General features: G+C 42.6%; 16 protein-coding genes and 1 tRNA gene. 5 read left to right on the top strand and 12 right to left on the bottom strand.

Going from position 1 to position 15,776, the window contains the following annotated elements:
* The first annotated feature begins 16 nt into the window (after positions 1–16).
* Genes asnS through AB8P51_RS01060 form a run of 3 tightly spaced genes read left to right on the top strand, consistent with a single transcriptional unit; the run spans position 17 to position 3,551 of the window.
* Positions 17–1,444 carry an asparagine--tRNA ligase gene (gene asnS / locus AB8P51_RS01070; protein WP_369746921.1) on the top strand — a complete coding sequence of 476 codons (1,428 nt, stop codon included), beginning with the start codon at positions 17–19 and terminating at the stop codon, positions 1,442–1,444.
* 44 nt (positions 1,445–1,488) lie between these two features.
* A complete protein-coding gene (gene rpoN / locus AB8P51_RS01065) occupies positions 1,489–2,946 on the top strand; it encodes an RNA polymerase factor sigma-54 (RefSeq protein WP_369746920.1) in 1,458 nt (485 codons plus the stop codon).
* Positions 2,946–3,551 (top strand): hypothetical protein, encoded by a 606-nt coding sequence (locus tag AB8P51_RS01060; RefSeq protein WP_369746919.1) that lies wholly within the window; start codon positions 2,946–2,948, stop codon positions 3,549–3,551. The genes rpoN and AB8P51_RS01060 overlap by 1 nt, the downstream gene beginning before the upstream one ends.
* 19 nt (positions 3,552–3,570) lie before the next feature.
* Here the strand turns inward: AB8P51_RS01060 and AB8P51_RS01055 are convergent, their stop codons facing one another.
* From AB8P51_RS01055 to AB8P51_RS01020, 8 genes are all read right to left on the bottom strand, one after another.
* A complete protein-coding gene (locus tag AB8P51_RS01055) occupies positions 3,571–4,257 on the bottom strand; it encodes a porin family protein (protein WP_369746918.1) in 687 nt (228 codons plus the stop codon).
* A 96-nt stretch (positions 4,258–4,353) separates the two neighbouring features.
* Entirely contained in the window at positions 4,354–4,836 is a 483-nt protein-coding gene (locus AB8P51_RS01050; protein WP_369746917.1) for an ExbD/TolR family protein, read from the bottom strand.
* Positions 4,837–4,854: 18 nt separating this feature from the next.
* Positions 4,855–5,463 (bottom strand): ExbD/TolR family protein, encoded by a 609-nt coding sequence (locus AB8P51_RS01045; RefSeq protein WP_369746916.1) that lies wholly within the window; start codon positions 5,461–5,463, stop codon positions 4,855–4,857.
* A gap of 13 nt (positions 5,464–5,476) precedes the next feature.
* A complete protein-coding gene (locus AB8P51_RS01040) occupies positions 5,477–5,920 on the bottom strand; it encodes a hypothetical protein (protein WP_369746915.1) in 444 nt (147 codons plus the stop codon).
* Positions 5,921–5,943: 23 nt separating this feature from the next.
* Positions 5,944–6,735: a MotA/TolQ/ExbB proton channel family protein gene (locus tag AB8P51_RS01035; RefSeq protein ID WP_369746914.1), complete on the bottom strand. Its 792-nt coding sequence runs from the start codon at positions 6,733–6,735 to the stop codon at positions 5,944–5,946.
* Positions 6,736–7,176: 441 nt separating this feature from the next.
* Positions 7,177–7,264 (bottom strand) — tRNA-Ser (locus tag AB8P51_RS01030).
* 71 nt (positions 7,265–7,335) lie between these two features.
* Entirely contained in the window at positions 7,336–8,373 is a 1,038-nt protein-coding gene (locus AB8P51_RS01025) for an asparaginase (protein ID WP_369746913.1), read from the bottom strand.
* 44 nt (positions 8,374–8,417) lie between these two features.
* Positions 8,418–9,185 (bottom strand): TatD family hydrolase, encoded by a 768-nt coding sequence (locus tag AB8P51_RS01020; RefSeq protein ID WP_369746912.1) that lies wholly within the window; start codon positions 9,183–9,185, stop codon positions 8,418–8,420.
* A 39-nt stretch (positions 9,186–9,224) separates the two neighbouring features.
* Between AB8P51_RS01020 and AB8P51_RS01015 the strand changes: the two genes are divergently transcribed.
* Positions 9,225–9,677, top strand: coding sequence for a retropepsin-like aspartic protease (locus tag AB8P51_RS01015; protein ID WP_369746911.1), 453 nt, complete (start codon positions 9,225–9,227; stop codon positions 9,675–9,677).
* Positions 9,678–9,708: 31 nt separating this feature from the next.
* Here the strand turns inward: AB8P51_RS01015 and odhB are convergent, their stop codons facing one another.
* From odhB to AB8P51_RS01000, 3 genes are read right to left on the bottom strand one after another with little or no spacing between them, the layout of a single operon-like run.
* Entirely contained in the window at positions 9,709–10,947 is a 1,239-nt protein-coding gene (gene odhB / locus AB8P51_RS01010) for a 2-oxoglutarate dehydrogenase complex dihydrolipoyllysine-residue succinyltransferase (protein ID WP_369746910.1), read from the bottom strand.
* Positions 10,948–10,973: 26 nt separating this feature from the next.
* Entirely contained in the window at positions 10,974–11,939 is a 966-nt protein-coding gene (locus tag AB8P51_RS01005; RefSeq protein WP_369746909.1) for a peptidoglycan DD-metalloendopeptidase family protein, read from the bottom strand.
* 2 nt (positions 11,940–11,941) lie between these two features.
* Positions 11,942–14,746 carry a 2-oxoglutarate dehydrogenase E1 component gene (locus AB8P51_RS01000; RefSeq protein ID WP_369746908.1) on the bottom strand — a complete coding sequence of 935 codons (2,805 nt, stop codon included), beginning with the start codon at positions 14,744–14,746 and terminating at the stop codon, positions 11,942–11,944.
* A 99-nt stretch (positions 14,747–14,845) separates the two neighbouring features.
* On the opposite strand from AB8P51_RS01000, the gene AB8P51_RS00995 reads away from it, so the two are divergent.
* Complete coding sequence (locus AB8P51_RS00995) at positions 14,846–15,379, top strand: alpha-ketoglutarate decarboxylase (RefSeq protein WP_369746907.1); 534 nt, start codon at positions 14,846–14,848, stop codon at positions 15,377–15,379.
* A gap of 8 nt (positions 15,380–15,387) precedes the next feature.
* Here AB8P51_RS00995 and AB8P51_RS00990 read toward each other — a convergent pair whose 3' ends face one another.
* Positions 15,388–15,747 (bottom strand): hypothetical protein, encoded by a 360-nt coding sequence (locus AB8P51_RS00990; RefSeq protein ID WP_369746906.1) that lies wholly within the window; start codon positions 15,745–15,747, stop codon positions 15,388–15,390.
* Positions 15,748–15,776 lie beyond the last annotated feature (29 nt).

Genomic DNA, 15,776 nt, shown 5'->3' with positions numbered 1-15,776 from the left:
ATAGAATTACCTGGTAATGAAGCATATCAAAGAGCTATTAAAAGAATCCCCTGAGGAACAAATCGTTGAAGTCAATGGTTGGGTAAAAACCTTTAGAAGTAATAGATTTATCGCTTTGAATGATGGATCAACACTGCACAATATTCAGTGTGTAGTTGATTTTGAAAATTTTGACGAGGCTTTGTTAAAACAAGTTGCCACGGGGGCAGCTTTGAAGGTGAAAGGGAAGTTGGTTGCCAGTCAGGGCAGAGGTCAGGCCGTTGAGATCCAGGTCACCGAACTCCATATCCACGGTACGGCAGATGCCGAGACTTATCCTATACAACCCAAGAAACACTCCATGGAATTTCTGCGCGAACAAGCGCATTTAAGAGTGCGAACCAACACCTTTGCCGCTGTAATGAGGGTACAATCTGCCCTGTCATTTGCTGTTCATCAGTATTTTACACAAAATGGATTTTATTGCATGCACGCGCCCATCATCACCGGTTCTGATGCGGAAGGTGCGGGAGAAATATTTCGCGTTACTACTTTGGATCTAAAGAACCCACCCCTCACTGAAGAAGGCGAAGTGGATTTTAAAGAAGACTTTTTTGGCAAAGAGACCAATCTTACGGTTTCAGGTCAATTAGAGGCAGAAGCCTATGCCATGGGTCTTGGAAAGGTTTACACTTTTGGTCCTACTTTCCGTGCTGAGAATTCGAATACCTCAAGGCACCTGGCTGAGTTCTGGATGATAGAGCCGGAAATGGCCTTTTACGATCTGAAAGACAATATGGACCTGGCGGAAGACTTTATAAAAGAAGTACTGAAGTATATTGTAGCACATTGTGCCGAGGATCTCAACTTTCTGGAAAAACGACTACTCGATGAAGAAAAGACAAAGCCCCAGGCTGAACGAAGCGAACTTTCCCTGCTTGACAAGTTGCGTTTTGTAATCGACAACGAATTCGTGAGGATTACCTATACCGAAGCCATAGAGATATTAAAGAACAGCAAACCTAACAAAAAGAAAAAATTTCAATATCTCATTGAGGAATGGGGGGCTGATCTTCAAAGTGAACACGAGCGATTCCTTGTCGAAAAGCACTTCAAGTGCCCTGTCATTCTCTACGATTACCCGGCCAAAATAAAGGCTTTTTACATGCGGCTGAACGAGGATGGAAAAACTGTAAGGGCCATGGACATCCTATTTCCTGGGATTGGTGAGATCGTAGGCGGTTCTCAGAGAGAGGAGCGCTTAGATGTACTGTTAGAGAAGATTAAAACCCTGGGTATAGATGAGAAGGAACTCTGGTGGTATCTCGACCTTAGAAAATACGGTACAGCAGTGCATAGTGGATTTGGCCTTGGGTTTGAAAGGCTTGTTCAATTTGCTACCGGAATGGGCAACATTCGGGATGTAATTCCGTTTCCTAGAACACCGCAGAATGCGGAGTTCTAAAGGTAAATTCGTTACTTTTATGTAACGAGAATTTTGTGCCCCTAATGCTAAAGCAACACTTACAATTCAAACTTTCGCAAAAGCTATCTCCTCAGCAGATTCAGCTGATGAAGCTTATTCAATTACCCACCCAGGCCTTTGAACAAAGGCTAAAACAGGAATTAGAGGAAAATCCGGCACTGGAATCAGGAAAAGAGGAGTCGAGTACCTACGAAGATGAGTTTGAAGAGGCTTACGATGGGGAAAATGACAATGACACCATCAATACTGAAGATATCAATATTGATGACTATCTGAGCGATGATGAGATTCCTGAATACCGTACCAGAACCAGTAATTACAGTGCTGATGATGAGGAGAAATCTGTACCCTACGCCGCCGGCATCTCCTTTAACCAATACCTGATCAATCAGCTTAATACTTTTTACTTAAGCGATGAAGAATGGTCCATCGCCGAGTTTTTGGTAGGAAGTGTAGATGAAAGTGGATATATAAGACGTCCGGTGAGCGATATTTTGGACGACCTCGCTTTTACTCAGAATATATACACCGATGAGAAGACCATTGAAAAAGTACTAAAAATTGTGCAGGAGCTCGATCCTCCCGGTGTGGCTGCTCGTTCTCTGGACGAATGCCTGCTCATTCAGCTGAGAAGAAAAGAACCAAGTCCGGCTATTGATCTGGCCATTCTTATTCTCGAAAAATCCTTTGATCATTTTACCAAAAAGCACTATAAAAAACTCCTGCAGAAGCACAACATTTCAGAAGAGGACCTGAGAGAAGCCATATCGGAAATTGAAAAACTCAATCCCAAACCCGGAGGTTCTTATTCGGGAAATAACAGAATCATTGAGCATATTGTTCCGGATTTCTCCATACGTATCGTCGAAGGGGAACTCGATTTGAGCCTGAACAGCAGGAACGCACCGGAACTTCATGTTTCCAAGGAATACAGCAATATGCTGGCAGGTTATAAGAGTGCTAAAAAGCGTTCTAAGTCTCAAAAGGATGCCGTTCTTTTTATCAAACAAAAACTCGATGCGGCCAAGTGGTTTATCGATGCCATAAGACAACGACAACAGACGCTTTTTATAACCATGAACGCCATCATGGAGTACCAGAGGGAATATTTTTTAAGCGGGGACGAGCGAAAATTACGCCCGATGATCCTGAAGGATATTGCTGATACCATCGACATGGATGTATCTACTGTTTCGAGGGTGGCAAATAGCAAATATGTTGACACGCCTTATGGCACAAAGCTCATCAAGGAGTTCTTTTCCGAATCTATGAAGAATGTTCAGGGGGAAGATGTCTCAACCAGAGAAATAAAAAAGATTCTGGAAACAGTGATCAGGGATGAGTCGAAACGAAAACCCCTTACTGATGATAAACTGGCTAAAATTCTCAAGGAAAAGGGCTATCCCATCGCCAGGCGGACAGTAGCGAAATACAGGGAACAGCTGGGAATTCCGGTTGCCCGATTAAGAAAAGAGATCTGATGCGATTGCTCTCCCAATTGGTGTCTTATATCTTCCATCCTATTTTTGTGCCCCTAGCTGGCACTATATCTTATTTTCTGATAACACCCAAGTACACTACTCTGGAGATGAGAAGCGGGAATATTCTGCCCATATTTATCCTGACAATAATAATTCCCATTCTTTGTTTTTTTATCCTGAAAAATCTAGGAATCGTCAAGACGATTTTCCTTTCGCGAGCTGAGGAACGTAAGTACCCATTGATGATCAGCCTGATCCTCTTACTGATGATCCTCCTAAAGGTGATTCCGGACCATTATACCCTGGAGTTGTACTTTTTCTTTTTAGGGCTGATCGCCGCAACCAGCACCAGCCTTTTATTGCTGCTGATCCCTTTTAAAACCAGTCTCCATATGATGGGCGTGGGAAGTATTCTGATGTTCCTGATTGCTTTAAGCATACATTTTGAACGCAATATTGTGGTGGGGATAAGTCTTATGATCTTTGCCTCCGGCCTGGTGGCCTCTTCTAGGCTTTTCCTTAAAGCACATAGCCGTACTGAGCTTTTAATTGGTTTTATGGTAGGTATGGTTTCCCAGCTGCTTACCTTGAAATTCTGGCTGTAAATAAGGATATCCGCCCTTGTCAGAGGATATAGAAAATAAATCCGATCCTCAGTGGAGTAAAGGTCAGGTCTTCACCGGAATCAAGTTGCAAACCGTCTTTAAATAGGTTGTTGAGGGCATAATAAATGTGGATATTAAACGTATTATACCCAAAATTTGCCGTAAGTCCGTATCTGAAGTTCTCGATATCAGTGACGTAAAATGAATCCTTGTATTCCGTGGTAACTAATTTAGATCTGGCACCAACGACGTAACCTAATTTCGCCCCGGCGTAAAACCGCCAGAATTTATATTCTGTGGGCGTAGAATTCCGAAAGCGAATTTCAATAGGTAGCTCAATCAGATGTGTTTCTAACTTATTGCGTTTTGTATTAAGATCGCTGCTGAGCAGACTGTATTCAAAGCTGTCGGCGAGTTCGCTCACTTGCAGGTTACTGTAATAGGAATTAACAGCATATCCCAATCCTATTCCCAGTCCCATATTTCTTTTGGAATTTAAAGGGAGGTCTTTAATAAATCCCAATTGTAAACCATAGGACAGATTTTGCTGATTAACACTTTCAGGCTTATTCAGAATTAAATTGTACGTAAGACCTACATAGAATTGATCCTCGAGATAATCCGGGTCTCCATCCGGAATTATCTCCTGTGCCAACAAGGGAGAGGCAAACAGGAAGGCAGCAAGTAAAATCAGGCGTATTCGCATATTCCTAAAGGTAGAATATTTACATAAAAAGACATATACAGAAATAAAAAAACGCCCCTTTTTATGGAGCGTTTTAAAAATATATTCTTTAGGATATTACTGTACGTTCCTGAAGGCATCCCCTTCATAAGTTGTATAATTTACCTTTAGGGCGTTTACCTTTCTCAACTCCTGCTTTATATCTGAGATAAGTCCCATACTGGCATCCTTATCAACTTTTAAAGCGGTAGTAAGTACATTTTGTAATTCCTGTGGTTTCTTTGCTCTTTCTTCCAGGATAAAATCACCAACATCAGTAACATTGGCAAACTTATCATTGAGCTGGATCTTAGGCTCTGTACCGAAGACTTTCTGATAATCTCTGGTAGGTTTCCCGACATAGATATACAATACTCTGTCTTTTTTCTCCAGCTTTTTTACCTCACTTGCATTTGGCAGAACATTCTCTACCATTAGCGAACTGTCTTTCATGGTAGTTACAGTCATGAAAAAGAACAAGAGCATAAATACAATATCAGGAAGGGAGGCTGTTGATACAGCCGGAAGATCCCCGTCTTTTTTCTTTGTGAATTTAGCCATAATCTGTTGTTCCTTAAATTAGTTTGAAGTAGAGGTTTCTGCTTCCGAGAGTTTTTGTGGAAATAATTCCTGAATTTTCTGAACTTTTTCCTTCAGTTCATCCCGAATACTGGATGGTGTTTCCGGATTGAGGAATTCAGCTTCCATATCGGTAAAATCCCTGCCGAATAAACGCTGAGCTTCCCTGTTCCGCAACTCGTTATAAGCGCCTACCAATTCATTCTGTACGGTAATATATGTGCCGTATTTTGTTTCCCGGTCATTCTTAAGGGAAATAATAGCCTTAGTAGGGTTATCGGAAGAAGACTCATCTCTACGTCCTTTGCAGTAGTTACAACTACCGTCTCCGCCATTGTCAAGAAAGGCCATGGCCTTGGAGCGAAGGTCCTTGAGATTTGTCAGTTCCTCTTCAACTAACAACTGACCGCTTTTGTTGATATTCACCGTGAAGATATTCTTCTGTTTGATCACAACGTTATCCTCCGGTGGTTCCATTGGCGGCAACATCCGGTCTAAACCTGCATCTGTTTCAATGGTGGTTGTTACCAGAAAAAAGATAAGTAACAGAAAGGCAATGTCTGCCATAGAGCCTGCATTTACTTCTGGTGGTCCTCCTCTTCTAGACATAGCTTAAAATTTATTATTTATTAGTCATCTTTTTAACCCCTCCCCATAGCATAGAAACTACGGCGATTATAACCAGCAGGAAAAAAAGATTCAAGCCAGTTCCTATATTCTTTACTGTGTCCTCTGTTGTAGGGATCCCCCTTCTGGCCATTTCGTCCAGGTTTACATCCGTACCTGAGGAGATTGCATAAGCAAAACCAAGAACGATCAGAAATGCTCCGATAACTATCAGGGTTTTCTTTAACTTCTGAGGGTGGGCGAATAGGTTTACCAGGGTAAAGACTAAACTTACTACCACCGCGATAGCCAATAAGATATAGGTAATGGTAAACATCCCGGTGATGGCCACACTTTCTACAGCTTCGGACGCTGGCATATCCCGCCCTGGCAATTGATACCAGAGAATTGCGGAGAGCAGACCCAAAACAGCCAGAACTATTTTTACAATTTTATTCATAATATCTTGTATTTAGAGTCTTATTATTTTTTGTGATCTACCAGCATATCGATCAGGGTGATCGATGAGTCTTCCATATCGTTAACAATACCATCGATCTTAGCAATGATATAGTTGTAGAATATCTGAAGAATGATCGCAGTAATAAGTCCAAATACTGTTGTTAATAAAGCCACCTGAATATCGCCGGCAATAAGGGAGGCACTTAAGTTACCTACTGCACTAATTTTCTGGAAGGCCTGGATCATACCAATTACCGTTCCCATGAACCCAAGCATGGGTGCAATAGCGATAAATAAGGACAACCAGGATACGTTTTTCTCTAACTGACCCATTTGAACACCACCGTAAGCTACAACAGCCTTTTCAGCGGATTCAACTCCTTCACCGGCCCTGTCGAGACCCTGATAATATATTGAGGCCACGGGTCCTCTTGTATTTCGGCAAACTTCCTTAGCAGCTTCTATACCACCGGAAGCCAGAGCATCCTCTACCTGTTGCTTTAATTTATCAGTGTTAGTGCTGGCCATGTTAAGGTATATAATTCTTTCAATAGCTACTGCCAGTCCGAGAATCAAACATAGGAGAACAATCCCCATAAACCCGGCACCACCCTGGATAAATTGCTCCTTCAATACCTGAGTGAAGCCTTTATCTTCTGCCATGTCTTCAGCTGGCGTTTCCTGAATCGTCATTACTGCGGTTGCAACAGTGGCAGACAGATTAGAAACCATTGCATTCGCTTTTGCGCTTACCGTATTTGTACTTAGGACAAATAGCCCAGCCATAGCCAGGATCGAGAATAATCTTTTCATTTTGTTCAACTTGAATTTAGTTAGTTAATAGGATTTAAAGATATAAAAAATAAACAATTAATAATTAAATGTCTTGCGTTAAGAATTGATAAAACGTTATAAAATTGTCATCTTGACAAATATAAGTGGAAAAATTAGAAATCCTAATTTTTGTAACTCATCATTAAACAATATGTCCATGAGCAGCAGTTAGACAGAGATTGACTCGCTCGCCACCTACTTCCCAAAATACTTAAACGGCAATACATTCATGAACGTTTCTGCTGCACAGAAATCCATTTGCTCATTCTTCCTTAGGATTCAGTCGCTGCGCTCCTGCTTCCCAAAATGATATGCTGGCAATACATTCATGAACGTTTCTGCTGCGCAGAAATCCATTTGCTCATTCATAATTTTGCTGAAGCAAGCTTCGACAAAATTCATCATTCGCAAATGTATTCGCAGAGAGGAAGGGATTCGAACCCTCGATACACTTTTGGTGTATACACACTTTCCAGGCGTGCGCCTTCGACCACTCGGCCACCTCTCTATTTTCCGAATTTAACGGGCGGTCAAGAAACAAAAAATTTCGTGATCTGTAAAATTTTACGTCTTAAAAATTTAAGTCATTTCTCCCCTTATGGAAGTCTCAAAAATTGTGCTGAAGGATTTTCCCGAAACATCATTCCCCAGCAGATACATAAGTTTTGTGATTGCCGCTTCAGTGGTTATATCACGACCGTTGATCATAGACATTCTTTCTAATTCCCTGCTGGTCTCGTACTGCCCCGGGATCACACTTCCTCCGGAGCATTGGGTTACATTCACGATATTCAGCCCCCCCTCAATAGCCTGCTCCAGGTCATCAAGCAGCCACTGGTCGGTAGGTGCGTTTCCCGCCCCATAAGTCTCCAGCACCAGTGCTTTTAAGTGAGGAATCCCCAGTACTCCGCCAAGCAGATCCCTGTTAAAGCCCGGAAACAATTTAAGAATTGCCACTCGATCATCCATTTTTTTGTGAACTTTAAAAGTTTTAGTTCGCTTTTTACGCCAAAGATTCTCAGTATACACTTTTAAATGAACCCCTGATTCTGCCAGGACAGGATAGTTAAGGGAAGCAAAGGCATCAAAATGTTCGGCGTTGATCTTGGTAGTCCGGTTGGCACGATACAATTTATTCTCGAAATATAATCCAACCTCTCTCACTGCTGGAATGCCATCCTCCTTAAGTGCGGCAATCTGAATAGAAGTAATTAAGTTTTCTTTGGCATCCGTACGCAGATCTCCTATGGGCAATTGAGATCCTGTAAAGATTACTGGCTTCGCGAGATTTTCCAGCATAAAACTCAGGGCCGAAGAGGTATAGCTCATCGTATCACTTCCGTGCAGCACAACAAATCCATCATAATCGACATAATGCCGTTCAATGAGTCCGGCAATGGTAACCCAATGGGAGGGATTCATATTTGAAGAATCGATTGGCACCTTAAATGAAACACTGTCAATAGCACAGTCGAGTTGTCCCAATTCCGGGATACTGTTGACGACTTTCTTAAAATCGAATGCTTTAAGAGCACCCGAATTGTAGTCTTTAACCATTCCAATGGTTCCCCCGGTATAAATGAGCAGTATCTTTGATCGTTTATTTTGTGCCGACATAGTCTCCCAGTTTTATATCTAAATGAGATCTTGTTCTACTGAAATTATATCCCAAATACTTTTTTGGAATTATCCGTTGTGATCCTTGCGATCTCTTCTTTCGGGACCTGGTAAATATCCGAAAGTTTGTTCAATACATGCTCCAGGTACGAAGGCTCGTTTCTTTTCCCCCGAAATGGGGCTGGTGCCAGGTAAGGGGCATCCGTCTCCAGTACAAGGTGTTCAAGGGGAATCTGATTTAAAAACCTGTCTATCTTTCCATTCTTAAAAGTGACCACTCCCCCAATTCCGAGTTTCATATTATACCCTATCGCTTTCAGGGCCTGTTCATGGGTGCCGGTAAAACAATGGAAAATGCCATACAGCTTTTCGTCCTTCTCTTCCTCCAGCACTTCGAATATCTCATCGAAGGAATCCCTGCAATGAATCACTATGGGGAGTTCATGTAATTTAGCGAGCGCAATCTGGTTTTTAAACGCTTCGCGCTGTTGTGAAACATAAGACTTATCCCAGTAAAGATCTATTCCTATCTCCCCTACTGCATAAAATTTCCTTTCAGACAGCATCTTCTCAACGTGTTTCAGTTCTTCACGGTAATTCTCCTTTACATGTGTAGGATGCAGCCCCATCATAAGATATATATGCTCGGGGAAATCACGTTCGAGCTGAAGCATTGAAGATGTATAGCCAGAATCGATGGCCGGAATAAAAAACCTTTCTATTCCCAGATCAATGGCCTTTTGTACGACTTCATTCCGGTCCCCGTCAAAAGCCTCACTGTAAAGATGGGTATGTGTATCTGTGATTATCATGTGACAAAAATAGGACTATCTTTAGCAAAAATCATTTTGATGATGTCTTTAAAAAAGTATTTAAAAAAAAGGAATTATATAGCTATTCCTTTAACGTTAACTGCTACCCATCATCTCGAAGTGATGGCCAGGGTAAATGGGGTATCTGGTAGGTTCATTTTAGACACCGGAGCTTCTAACTCCTGTGTAGGGCTCGATAAAATTGAGCAGTTTAAATTAATTTCAAAAGCGTCGGAAGTGAAAGCAGCCGGAGCTGGAGCGACGGATATGGAAACCCAACTCTCCACAAAAAACACCCTGAAGATCGGAGGCTGGAAAAAAAAGAAAACTAAGATCATCTTATTTAATCTGGAACATATCAATGAAGCCCTTACTTCTCACGATGCACTGCCCGTAGATGGAATAATAGGCGCCGACGTTTTAGAGAAAGGCAAGGCTGTGATCGATTATAAAACCACTACACTTTACCTCAAAAAGAAAAAACGCTCCTGAGGAGCGTTTTTATAGAGATACTTCGTTTTATTTAGAATTCAAGTGCTTTCTCAACATCTCCACCCATCAGGTGTTCTTCAGGATTCTCGAGTGCTTCTTTTATTGCTACCAGAAAGCTCACTGATTCCTTTCCATCTATAATCCGATGATCGTATGAGAGGGCGAGATACATAATTGGCGCTATGGCAATTTCCCCGTTTTTTACGACAGGCCTTTCCACAATGTTATGCATACCGAGGATAGCGCTTTGGGGTGGATTGATTATAGGGGTAGACAACATGGAACCGAAAACTCCCCCATTGGAAATTGTAAAGGTACCTCCTGTCATTTCATCAACAGTGATTTGTCCTTCCCGAGCCCGTATCGCCAAGCGTTTTACTTCGGCTTCTATACCCCTGAAAGTAAGGTTTTCAGCATTTCTAATCACAGGCACCATCAGCCCTTTAGGCCCGGATACGGCAATACTGATATCGCAAAAATCATAGGTGATCATATCCTTTCCGTCTATCATCGAATTCACGGCAGGAAACAACTGCAGTGCGCGTATCACCGCCTTGGTGAAAAAGGACATAAAGCCCAGGCTTACGTCATGAGTTTCTTTAAATTTTTCTTTGTAGCTGCTCCTTAGACTGAAGATTGCAGACATATCAACCTCGTTAAAGGTAGTAAGCATGGCCGTCTCATTTTTAGCCGAAACCAGGCGCTCGGCCACCTTACGTCTGAGCATGGAAAGTTTGGTGCGTGTCTCTCCCCTTTTACCCCCGGTGGGTGTCCCCATTGAGGGTACGGCACTGACAGCATCTTCCTTGGTTATTCTACCGTCTTTTCCGGTTCCTTTTACTGAAGATGCAGGAATGTCTTTTTCATCGAGTATCTTTCTCGCAGCCGGGGACGGAGTACCGCTGGCATAAGTCTTCGCTGGCTCAGAAGTTTTGGTTTGTTCAGCTGCTTCCGTTTTTTTGGCCAGAGCTGCTTTTTCGGGTTTGTCTTCCTTAGTTTCCTTTTGCGCTTTTTCTGCACCTTCAGGTTTGGAAGCACTGGTATCGATAAGACAAACAACTTCCCCTACAGCAACCGCATCTCCTTCTTCGGCTTTTAGGGTAATGATTCCACTCTCCTCAGCAGGGAGTTCCAGGGTAGCCTTGTCGGAATCCACTTCTGCTATGGCCTGATCCTTTTCTACATAGTCACCGTCTTTTACTAACCATTCGGCGATCTCAACCTCGGTTATGGATTCTCCCGGAGAGGGAACTTTCATTTCTAAAATCATCCGTTCTGTTTTTGTAATAAATTTGCTTAATTCAAATTTCTGATAAAATCTTCTTTTACGGGAAGGTAATCCGTTTTTATTTCTCCATTAACCATTATTTGGTCAAAATATAATTTTCCCCCGGTAGCCTCCTCCATATTGATCGTATTCTGAAGACTCAGATGCAAATGGGGTTCAGTTGTATTTCCGGAATTGCCACAACGGGCGATTACATCTCCCTGGCGAACTTCTTCTCCTTCTTCCACTTCCAAAGATCCCTCCTGCAAATGTGCGAAAAGGATATACTCATTTAAATCGGTTTGTAATACGACCGTATTTCCTGTAAGCTGTGCGGGATTCATTGTCCCGGGTTCATTATCCGGAACTCCTTCAATAACCAGAACAACCCTGGCGTCACAAGGGGCAATTATTTCTTTCCCGAAGACAAAGTAATTCTCATTTATTTTTGGATCGCCCTGATAAGAGCGTCCGTCTTTAACCATAAGGAGGTCATAGGCATACTGCTGTGAAATTTCTGCCAGATGGTAGTTCTGTTCCAATGTAGTTCCTCCCCAATACACGAATATCTCTTCCCTGAATGGTAGGATCATTCTGGTTGTATTCCTTTCCAAAACCGGTATTCCAAGTGGTTTTGGAGGGGCAATATAAAATCCGTTTATTTTGTTATTCTGACCACTCAGGGAAATCATAATATTAGACAAGGCTCGTTCAAAAGAAGTGCGATACACGTGCGCACCCCTTTGAAAACCGATAAATTCCCATTCATTGATATCTCCCATGATTCTATTGACGTTCTCCGAAAAGAATTGTTGGTTCTCTGCCGGGGTCAATGCCTTTTGCATGTTGACATCGTAGAGTTCATAGATTCCCTGGTAATCCTGTGCGTTGTACAAACTGGCTAATTGCGCAATGATGGTGGAATACTGAGGCAATTCAGTCTGCGAATACGCAAGTCCTGAATAAAGAAACAGCAAGGCAAATAGCTTCCTCATGATCATTTTTTTACTGCAGGACGCGTCATGTTGTCCTTGTTTTTATCAAAGACGTAATCTATTACCTGTTGGTGCCTCATTTTTGAACGAACAGAACTACCGGCAGCGGGCGAAGCATAAAATCGCCTCGAAGCCACTCTGAATTTATGTGCATCGCTAAAGTGCATCATCAAATGAGACCAGGCACCCATATTCCTGGGTTCTTCTTGTGCCCACACAAGGTCATCGACCTTTTTATACTTTTTGATAATAGCTTTTAACTGCTCTGAAGGCAGAGGAAATAATTGTTCAATACGCACAAGGGCAACATCATCCCGGCTTAATTCCTCTCGTTCCGCAAGCAGGTCATAGTAGAACTTCCCGGTGCAGAATACCAGTGACTTTACCTTCTCAACTTTGGCGGTTTCATCGTCTATCACTTCCATGAACCGGCCTTCAGTCATTTCTTCAATTCCTGAAACTGCTTTGGGGTGACGCAAAAGACTCTTGGGAGTAAACACGATCAGGGGTTTCCTGAAATTACTCTTCATCTGCCTCCTCAACAAATGAAACATATTTGCAGGGGTAGTAACGTCGGCCACATACATATTATCTCTTGCACAGAGCTGGAGGTAACGTTCCATTCTCGCTGAGGAATGCTCTGCACCCTGACCTTCATATCCATGGGGCAATAGCATTACTAACCCATTTTGCAGCTTCCATTTATCCTCAGCTGCAGAGATATATTGATCTATCATTATCTGAGCCCCATTACTGAAATCCCCGAATTGTGCTTCCCAGATTGTCAGGGTATTAGGACTGGCCATGGCGTACCCATAGTCGAACCCAACAACTGCATATTCTGAAAGAAGGGAATTATAGATCTGAAATAGGCCCTGATCTTTTGAGATATGATTGAGGAGCAAAACCTCTTCTTCACTCTCTTCCACTTTCATAACGGCGTGCCTGTGCGAGAAAGTTCCCCGCTCTACATCCTGTCCGCTCATCCGAACACCAAATCCCTCTTCAAGTAATGAACCGTAGGCAAGTAATTCCCCCATGGCCCAGTCGAGTTTATCAGATTCGAAATACATTTTCTTTCGATCACCCACCAATTTTTCCACCTTCCGCAGGAATTTTTTCCCCTCAGGTAAGCTGGTAATCGTTTTGGCAATGCGGTCGAGTTTTTTTCGATTGTAACTTGTGTCAACTACATCCATCATCTCCCATTCACGCACATTTTCAAACCCGCTCCACTCATCAGCCATAAAGGGAGTGATCTCGGTCTTTTCTTCCTTTCTGGAATCTTCGAGTTCTTCTTCAAGACTCGACTTGTATTCCTGTTCGAGCTTACTCACATAATCCTCATCGATGATCCCTTCAGCTATCAGTTTTTCGGCATAAATATCTCTGGGATTCTTATGCTTGGCGATAGCCTTATATAATTTAGGTTGTGTAAACCTGGGTTCATCTCCTTCGTTATGTCCGTATTTCCGGTACCCCAATAAGTCGAGAAAAACATCGCGTTTAAAACGCATTCGATACTCCAAAGCAAAAAGGGAAGCGTGAACCACACTCTCCACATCGTCAGCATTGACGTGCAGTACAGGGCATAAGGTTACCTTGCCTACGTCCGTACAATAGGTTGAAGACCGGCCATCCAGATAATTAGTGGTAAACCCGATCTGATTATTGACTACTATATGGATCGTTCCATTTGTCCGGTAGCCATCAAGATTGGCCATTTGAACCACCTCGTACGCAATACCCTGGCCTGCTATTGCCGCATCCCCATGAACTACAATTGGCAGCACCTTCGAAAAATCATCAGGGAAATGGGCGTCCTGCTTGGCTCTTGAGATTCCTTCAACCACTGCTCCCACCGTCTCGAGATGAGAAGGGTTAGGTGCAATGTTCATATTGATCTTGTTCCCGTTATCCGAAGAACGGGTAGATGTCCAGCCCAGGTGATACTTCACATCTCCATCAAAGACTTCCTGCTCGTAGTCCTTCCCATCAAACTCACTAAAAATATCTTTCGCCGCCTTTCCGAATATATTGGTAAGCACATTGAGCCGACCTCGGTGTGCCATTCCCATTACAAACTGTTTTACCCCCAGGGTTGATGCTCTTTCAACGATGGCGTCAACCGCCGGAATCAACGATTCGTTTCCTTCGAGAGAAAAGCGTTTCTGGCCCACGTATTTCGTATGCAGGAATCCTTCAAAGGAAACTGCCTGATTTAATTTTTTGAGAATATGTCTTTTCTCCGAAGCATCGAAATTGGCGTGATTATCATTCTTATTGAGCCAGTCCTGTATCCATTTAACTCTTTCAGGGCTTCGGATATACATATATTCTACTCCAATGGCATCACAATAGATTTCCTGCAGGTGGCCAATAATCTTTTTTAAGGTGTTAGAACCAATACCTATGATCTCACCTGCACTAAAAACCGTATCAAGATCGGCTTCCGTAAGGCCAAAATTTTCGATATCAAGTGTCGGGGAGTACTTTCGTCTTTCTCTAACCGGGTTTGTTTTGGTAAATAAATGGCCCCGGCTTCTGTATCCGTCTATCAGGCGTATTACCTGAAATTCTTTCTGCAACGTTTCGGGCATCTCAACCGTCTGACCCGTTGGCAAGACTGCCATGCCGGTTGCCGTATCGACACCTATTTCATCTAATGCGCTTTCCATCCCAAAATCAAAACCCTGGAAGAAAGCACGCCAACTGGGTTCCACACTATCGGGATGCGCGAGATACTTATTGTACATGTCCGCAAAAAAGGACGTGTGGGCAGCATTTAAAAAGGAATATTTATCCATGGACAGGCTAACACTTTCAGTTGTAAAAATTAGTCAAAAATACAATATTTAATACTATCTGTAGGGATGAAGCGTTCTAATATTACTTAATTTAAGCCCATGAACTCTAGCAGCAGGTGGAATATACAAAATCTGTTATTTATCATTCTATTCAGTACTGCGATCCAGGGATGTTTTGCCCAGGGCATGGGCGCTACCGGTTCTTTTTGGAGCCAGCTGCGATACGGAGGGTCTTTTGGCCTGGGATTCGGAAATAATTCAGTAAACATCGTGGCCGCACCAGCAGCAGTTTATCCTGTTTCTGAACAATTTGCTATTGGGAGTAATCTCAGTTTTAACTACGCCAAATTCGGAGACTCCAAATTCACCGCCTATGGGGTGGGAGTTCTGGGGTATTACAATCCTATACCCCGACTGCAGTTTTCATCGGAATTTGAGCAATTAAGGGTCCACAGGAGTTTTGGCTCTGGTTTTCCTGAACTGAGAGAAGACTACTGGTTACCGGTACTTTTTCTTGGAATTGGCTATAATTCAGGTCCTGTTACCTTTGGTTTGCGATACGATGTACTATACGATGAGAACAGAAGCCTTTATGCAGATCCCTGGATGCCGTTTATACGAGTATTTTTTTAATAATCCGCCTATTCACTCCCATAAGAATGTTTGAGCCATACCTTCTGCCATTCCCTGCGGAGTATCAGATAACAGGCCCCCTCTGCCACCTCAACAACATCCGTAGCATCCAGTGATGAAAAAGCTTTTTCGGGAACATCAACGATATAAAGCAGATTTAGATAATCTGAAAAACGTTCCAATAGTAAAAAGTAGATTTTTTCTTTCAGCAACTCCTTTAGGGAGGATGGTGCTATTTCCTCAGGCGGATTGAAATCAATATTGGCAAGGGTGAAATCCTTTTTTAACTGTTTGACCAGCTTTTTATACAAGGCCTTAGATTCTGCAAACTGCAGCAATTCTAAACTATTCTCATACTCCTTTGCCATATCTTACATACGACTCAGGACGCATCATG

It is taken from the genome of Muriicola sp. SD30, assembly GCF_041205185.1.
Lineage (GTDB): Bacteria > Bacteroidota > Bacteroidia > Flavobacteriales > Flavobacteriaceae > Muriicola.
The sequence above is the reverse complement of the archived record's forward strand: the minus strand, read 5'-3'. Positions and strand labels throughout refer to the sequence as shown.

Bases quoted from the DNA above. Each gene is read 5' to 3' on its own strand.
- asnS (WP_369746921.1), top strand. From the start codon at position 17: ATGAAGCATATCAAAGAGCTATTAAAAGAATCCCCTGAGGAACAAATC.
- rpoN (WP_369746920.1), top strand. From the start codon at position 1,489: ATGCTAAAGCAACACTTACAATTCAAACTTTCGCAAAAGCTATCTCCT.
- AB8P51_RS01060 (WP_369746919.1), top strand. From the start codon at position 2,946: ATGCGATTGCTCTCCCAATTGGTGTCTTATATCTTCCATCCTATTTTT.
- AB8P51_RS01055 (WP_369746918.1), bottom strand. From the start codon at position 4,257: ATGCGAATACGCCTGATTTTACTTGCTGCCTTCCTGTTTGCCTCTCCC.
- AB8P51_RS01050 (WP_369746917.1), bottom strand. From the start codon at position 4,836: ATGGCTAAATTCACAAAGAAAAAAGACGGGGATCTTCCGGCTGTATCA.
- AB8P51_RS01045 (WP_369746916.1), bottom strand. From the start codon at position 5,463: ATGTCTAGAAGAGGAGGACCACCAGAAGTAAATGCAGGCTCTATGGCA.
- AB8P51_RS01040 (WP_369746915.1), bottom strand. From the start codon at position 5,920: ATGAATAAAATTGTAAAAATAGTTCTGGCTGTTTTGGGTCTGCTCTCC.
- AB8P51_RS01035 (WP_369746914.1), bottom strand. From the start codon at position 6,735: ATGAAAAGATTATTCTCGATCCTGGCTATGGCTGGGCTATTTGTCCTA.
- AB8P51_RS01025 (WP_369746913.1), bottom strand. From the start codon at position 8,373: ATGTCGGCACAAAATAAACGATCAAAGATACTGCTCATTTATACCGGG.
- AB8P51_RS01020 (WP_369746912.1), bottom strand. From the start codon at position 9,185: ATGATAATCACAGATACACATACCCATCTTTACAGTGAGGCTTTTGAC.
- AB8P51_RS01015 (WP_369746911.1), top strand. From the start codon at position 9,225: ATGATGTCTTTAAAAAAGTATTTAAAAAAAAGGAATTATATAGCTATT.
- odhB (WP_369746910.1), bottom strand. From the start codon at position 10,947: ATGATTTTAGAAATGAAAGTTCCCTCTCCGGGAGAATCCATAACCGAG.
- AB8P51_RS01005 (WP_369746909.1), bottom strand. From the start codon at position 11,939: ATGAGGAAGCTATTTGCCTTGCTGTTTCTTTATTCAGGACTTGCGTAT.
- AB8P51_RS01000 (WP_369746908.1), bottom strand. From the start codon at position 14,746: ATGGATAAATATTCCTTTTTAAATGCTGCCCACACGTCCTTTTTTGCG.
- AB8P51_RS00995 (WP_369746907.1), top strand. From the start codon at position 14,846: ATGAACTCTAGCAGCAGGTGGAATATACAAAATCTGTTATTTATCATT.
- AB8P51_RS00990 (WP_369746906.1), bottom strand. From the start codon at position 15,747: ATGGCAAAGGAGTATGAGAATAGTTTAGAATTGCTGCAGTTTGCAGAA.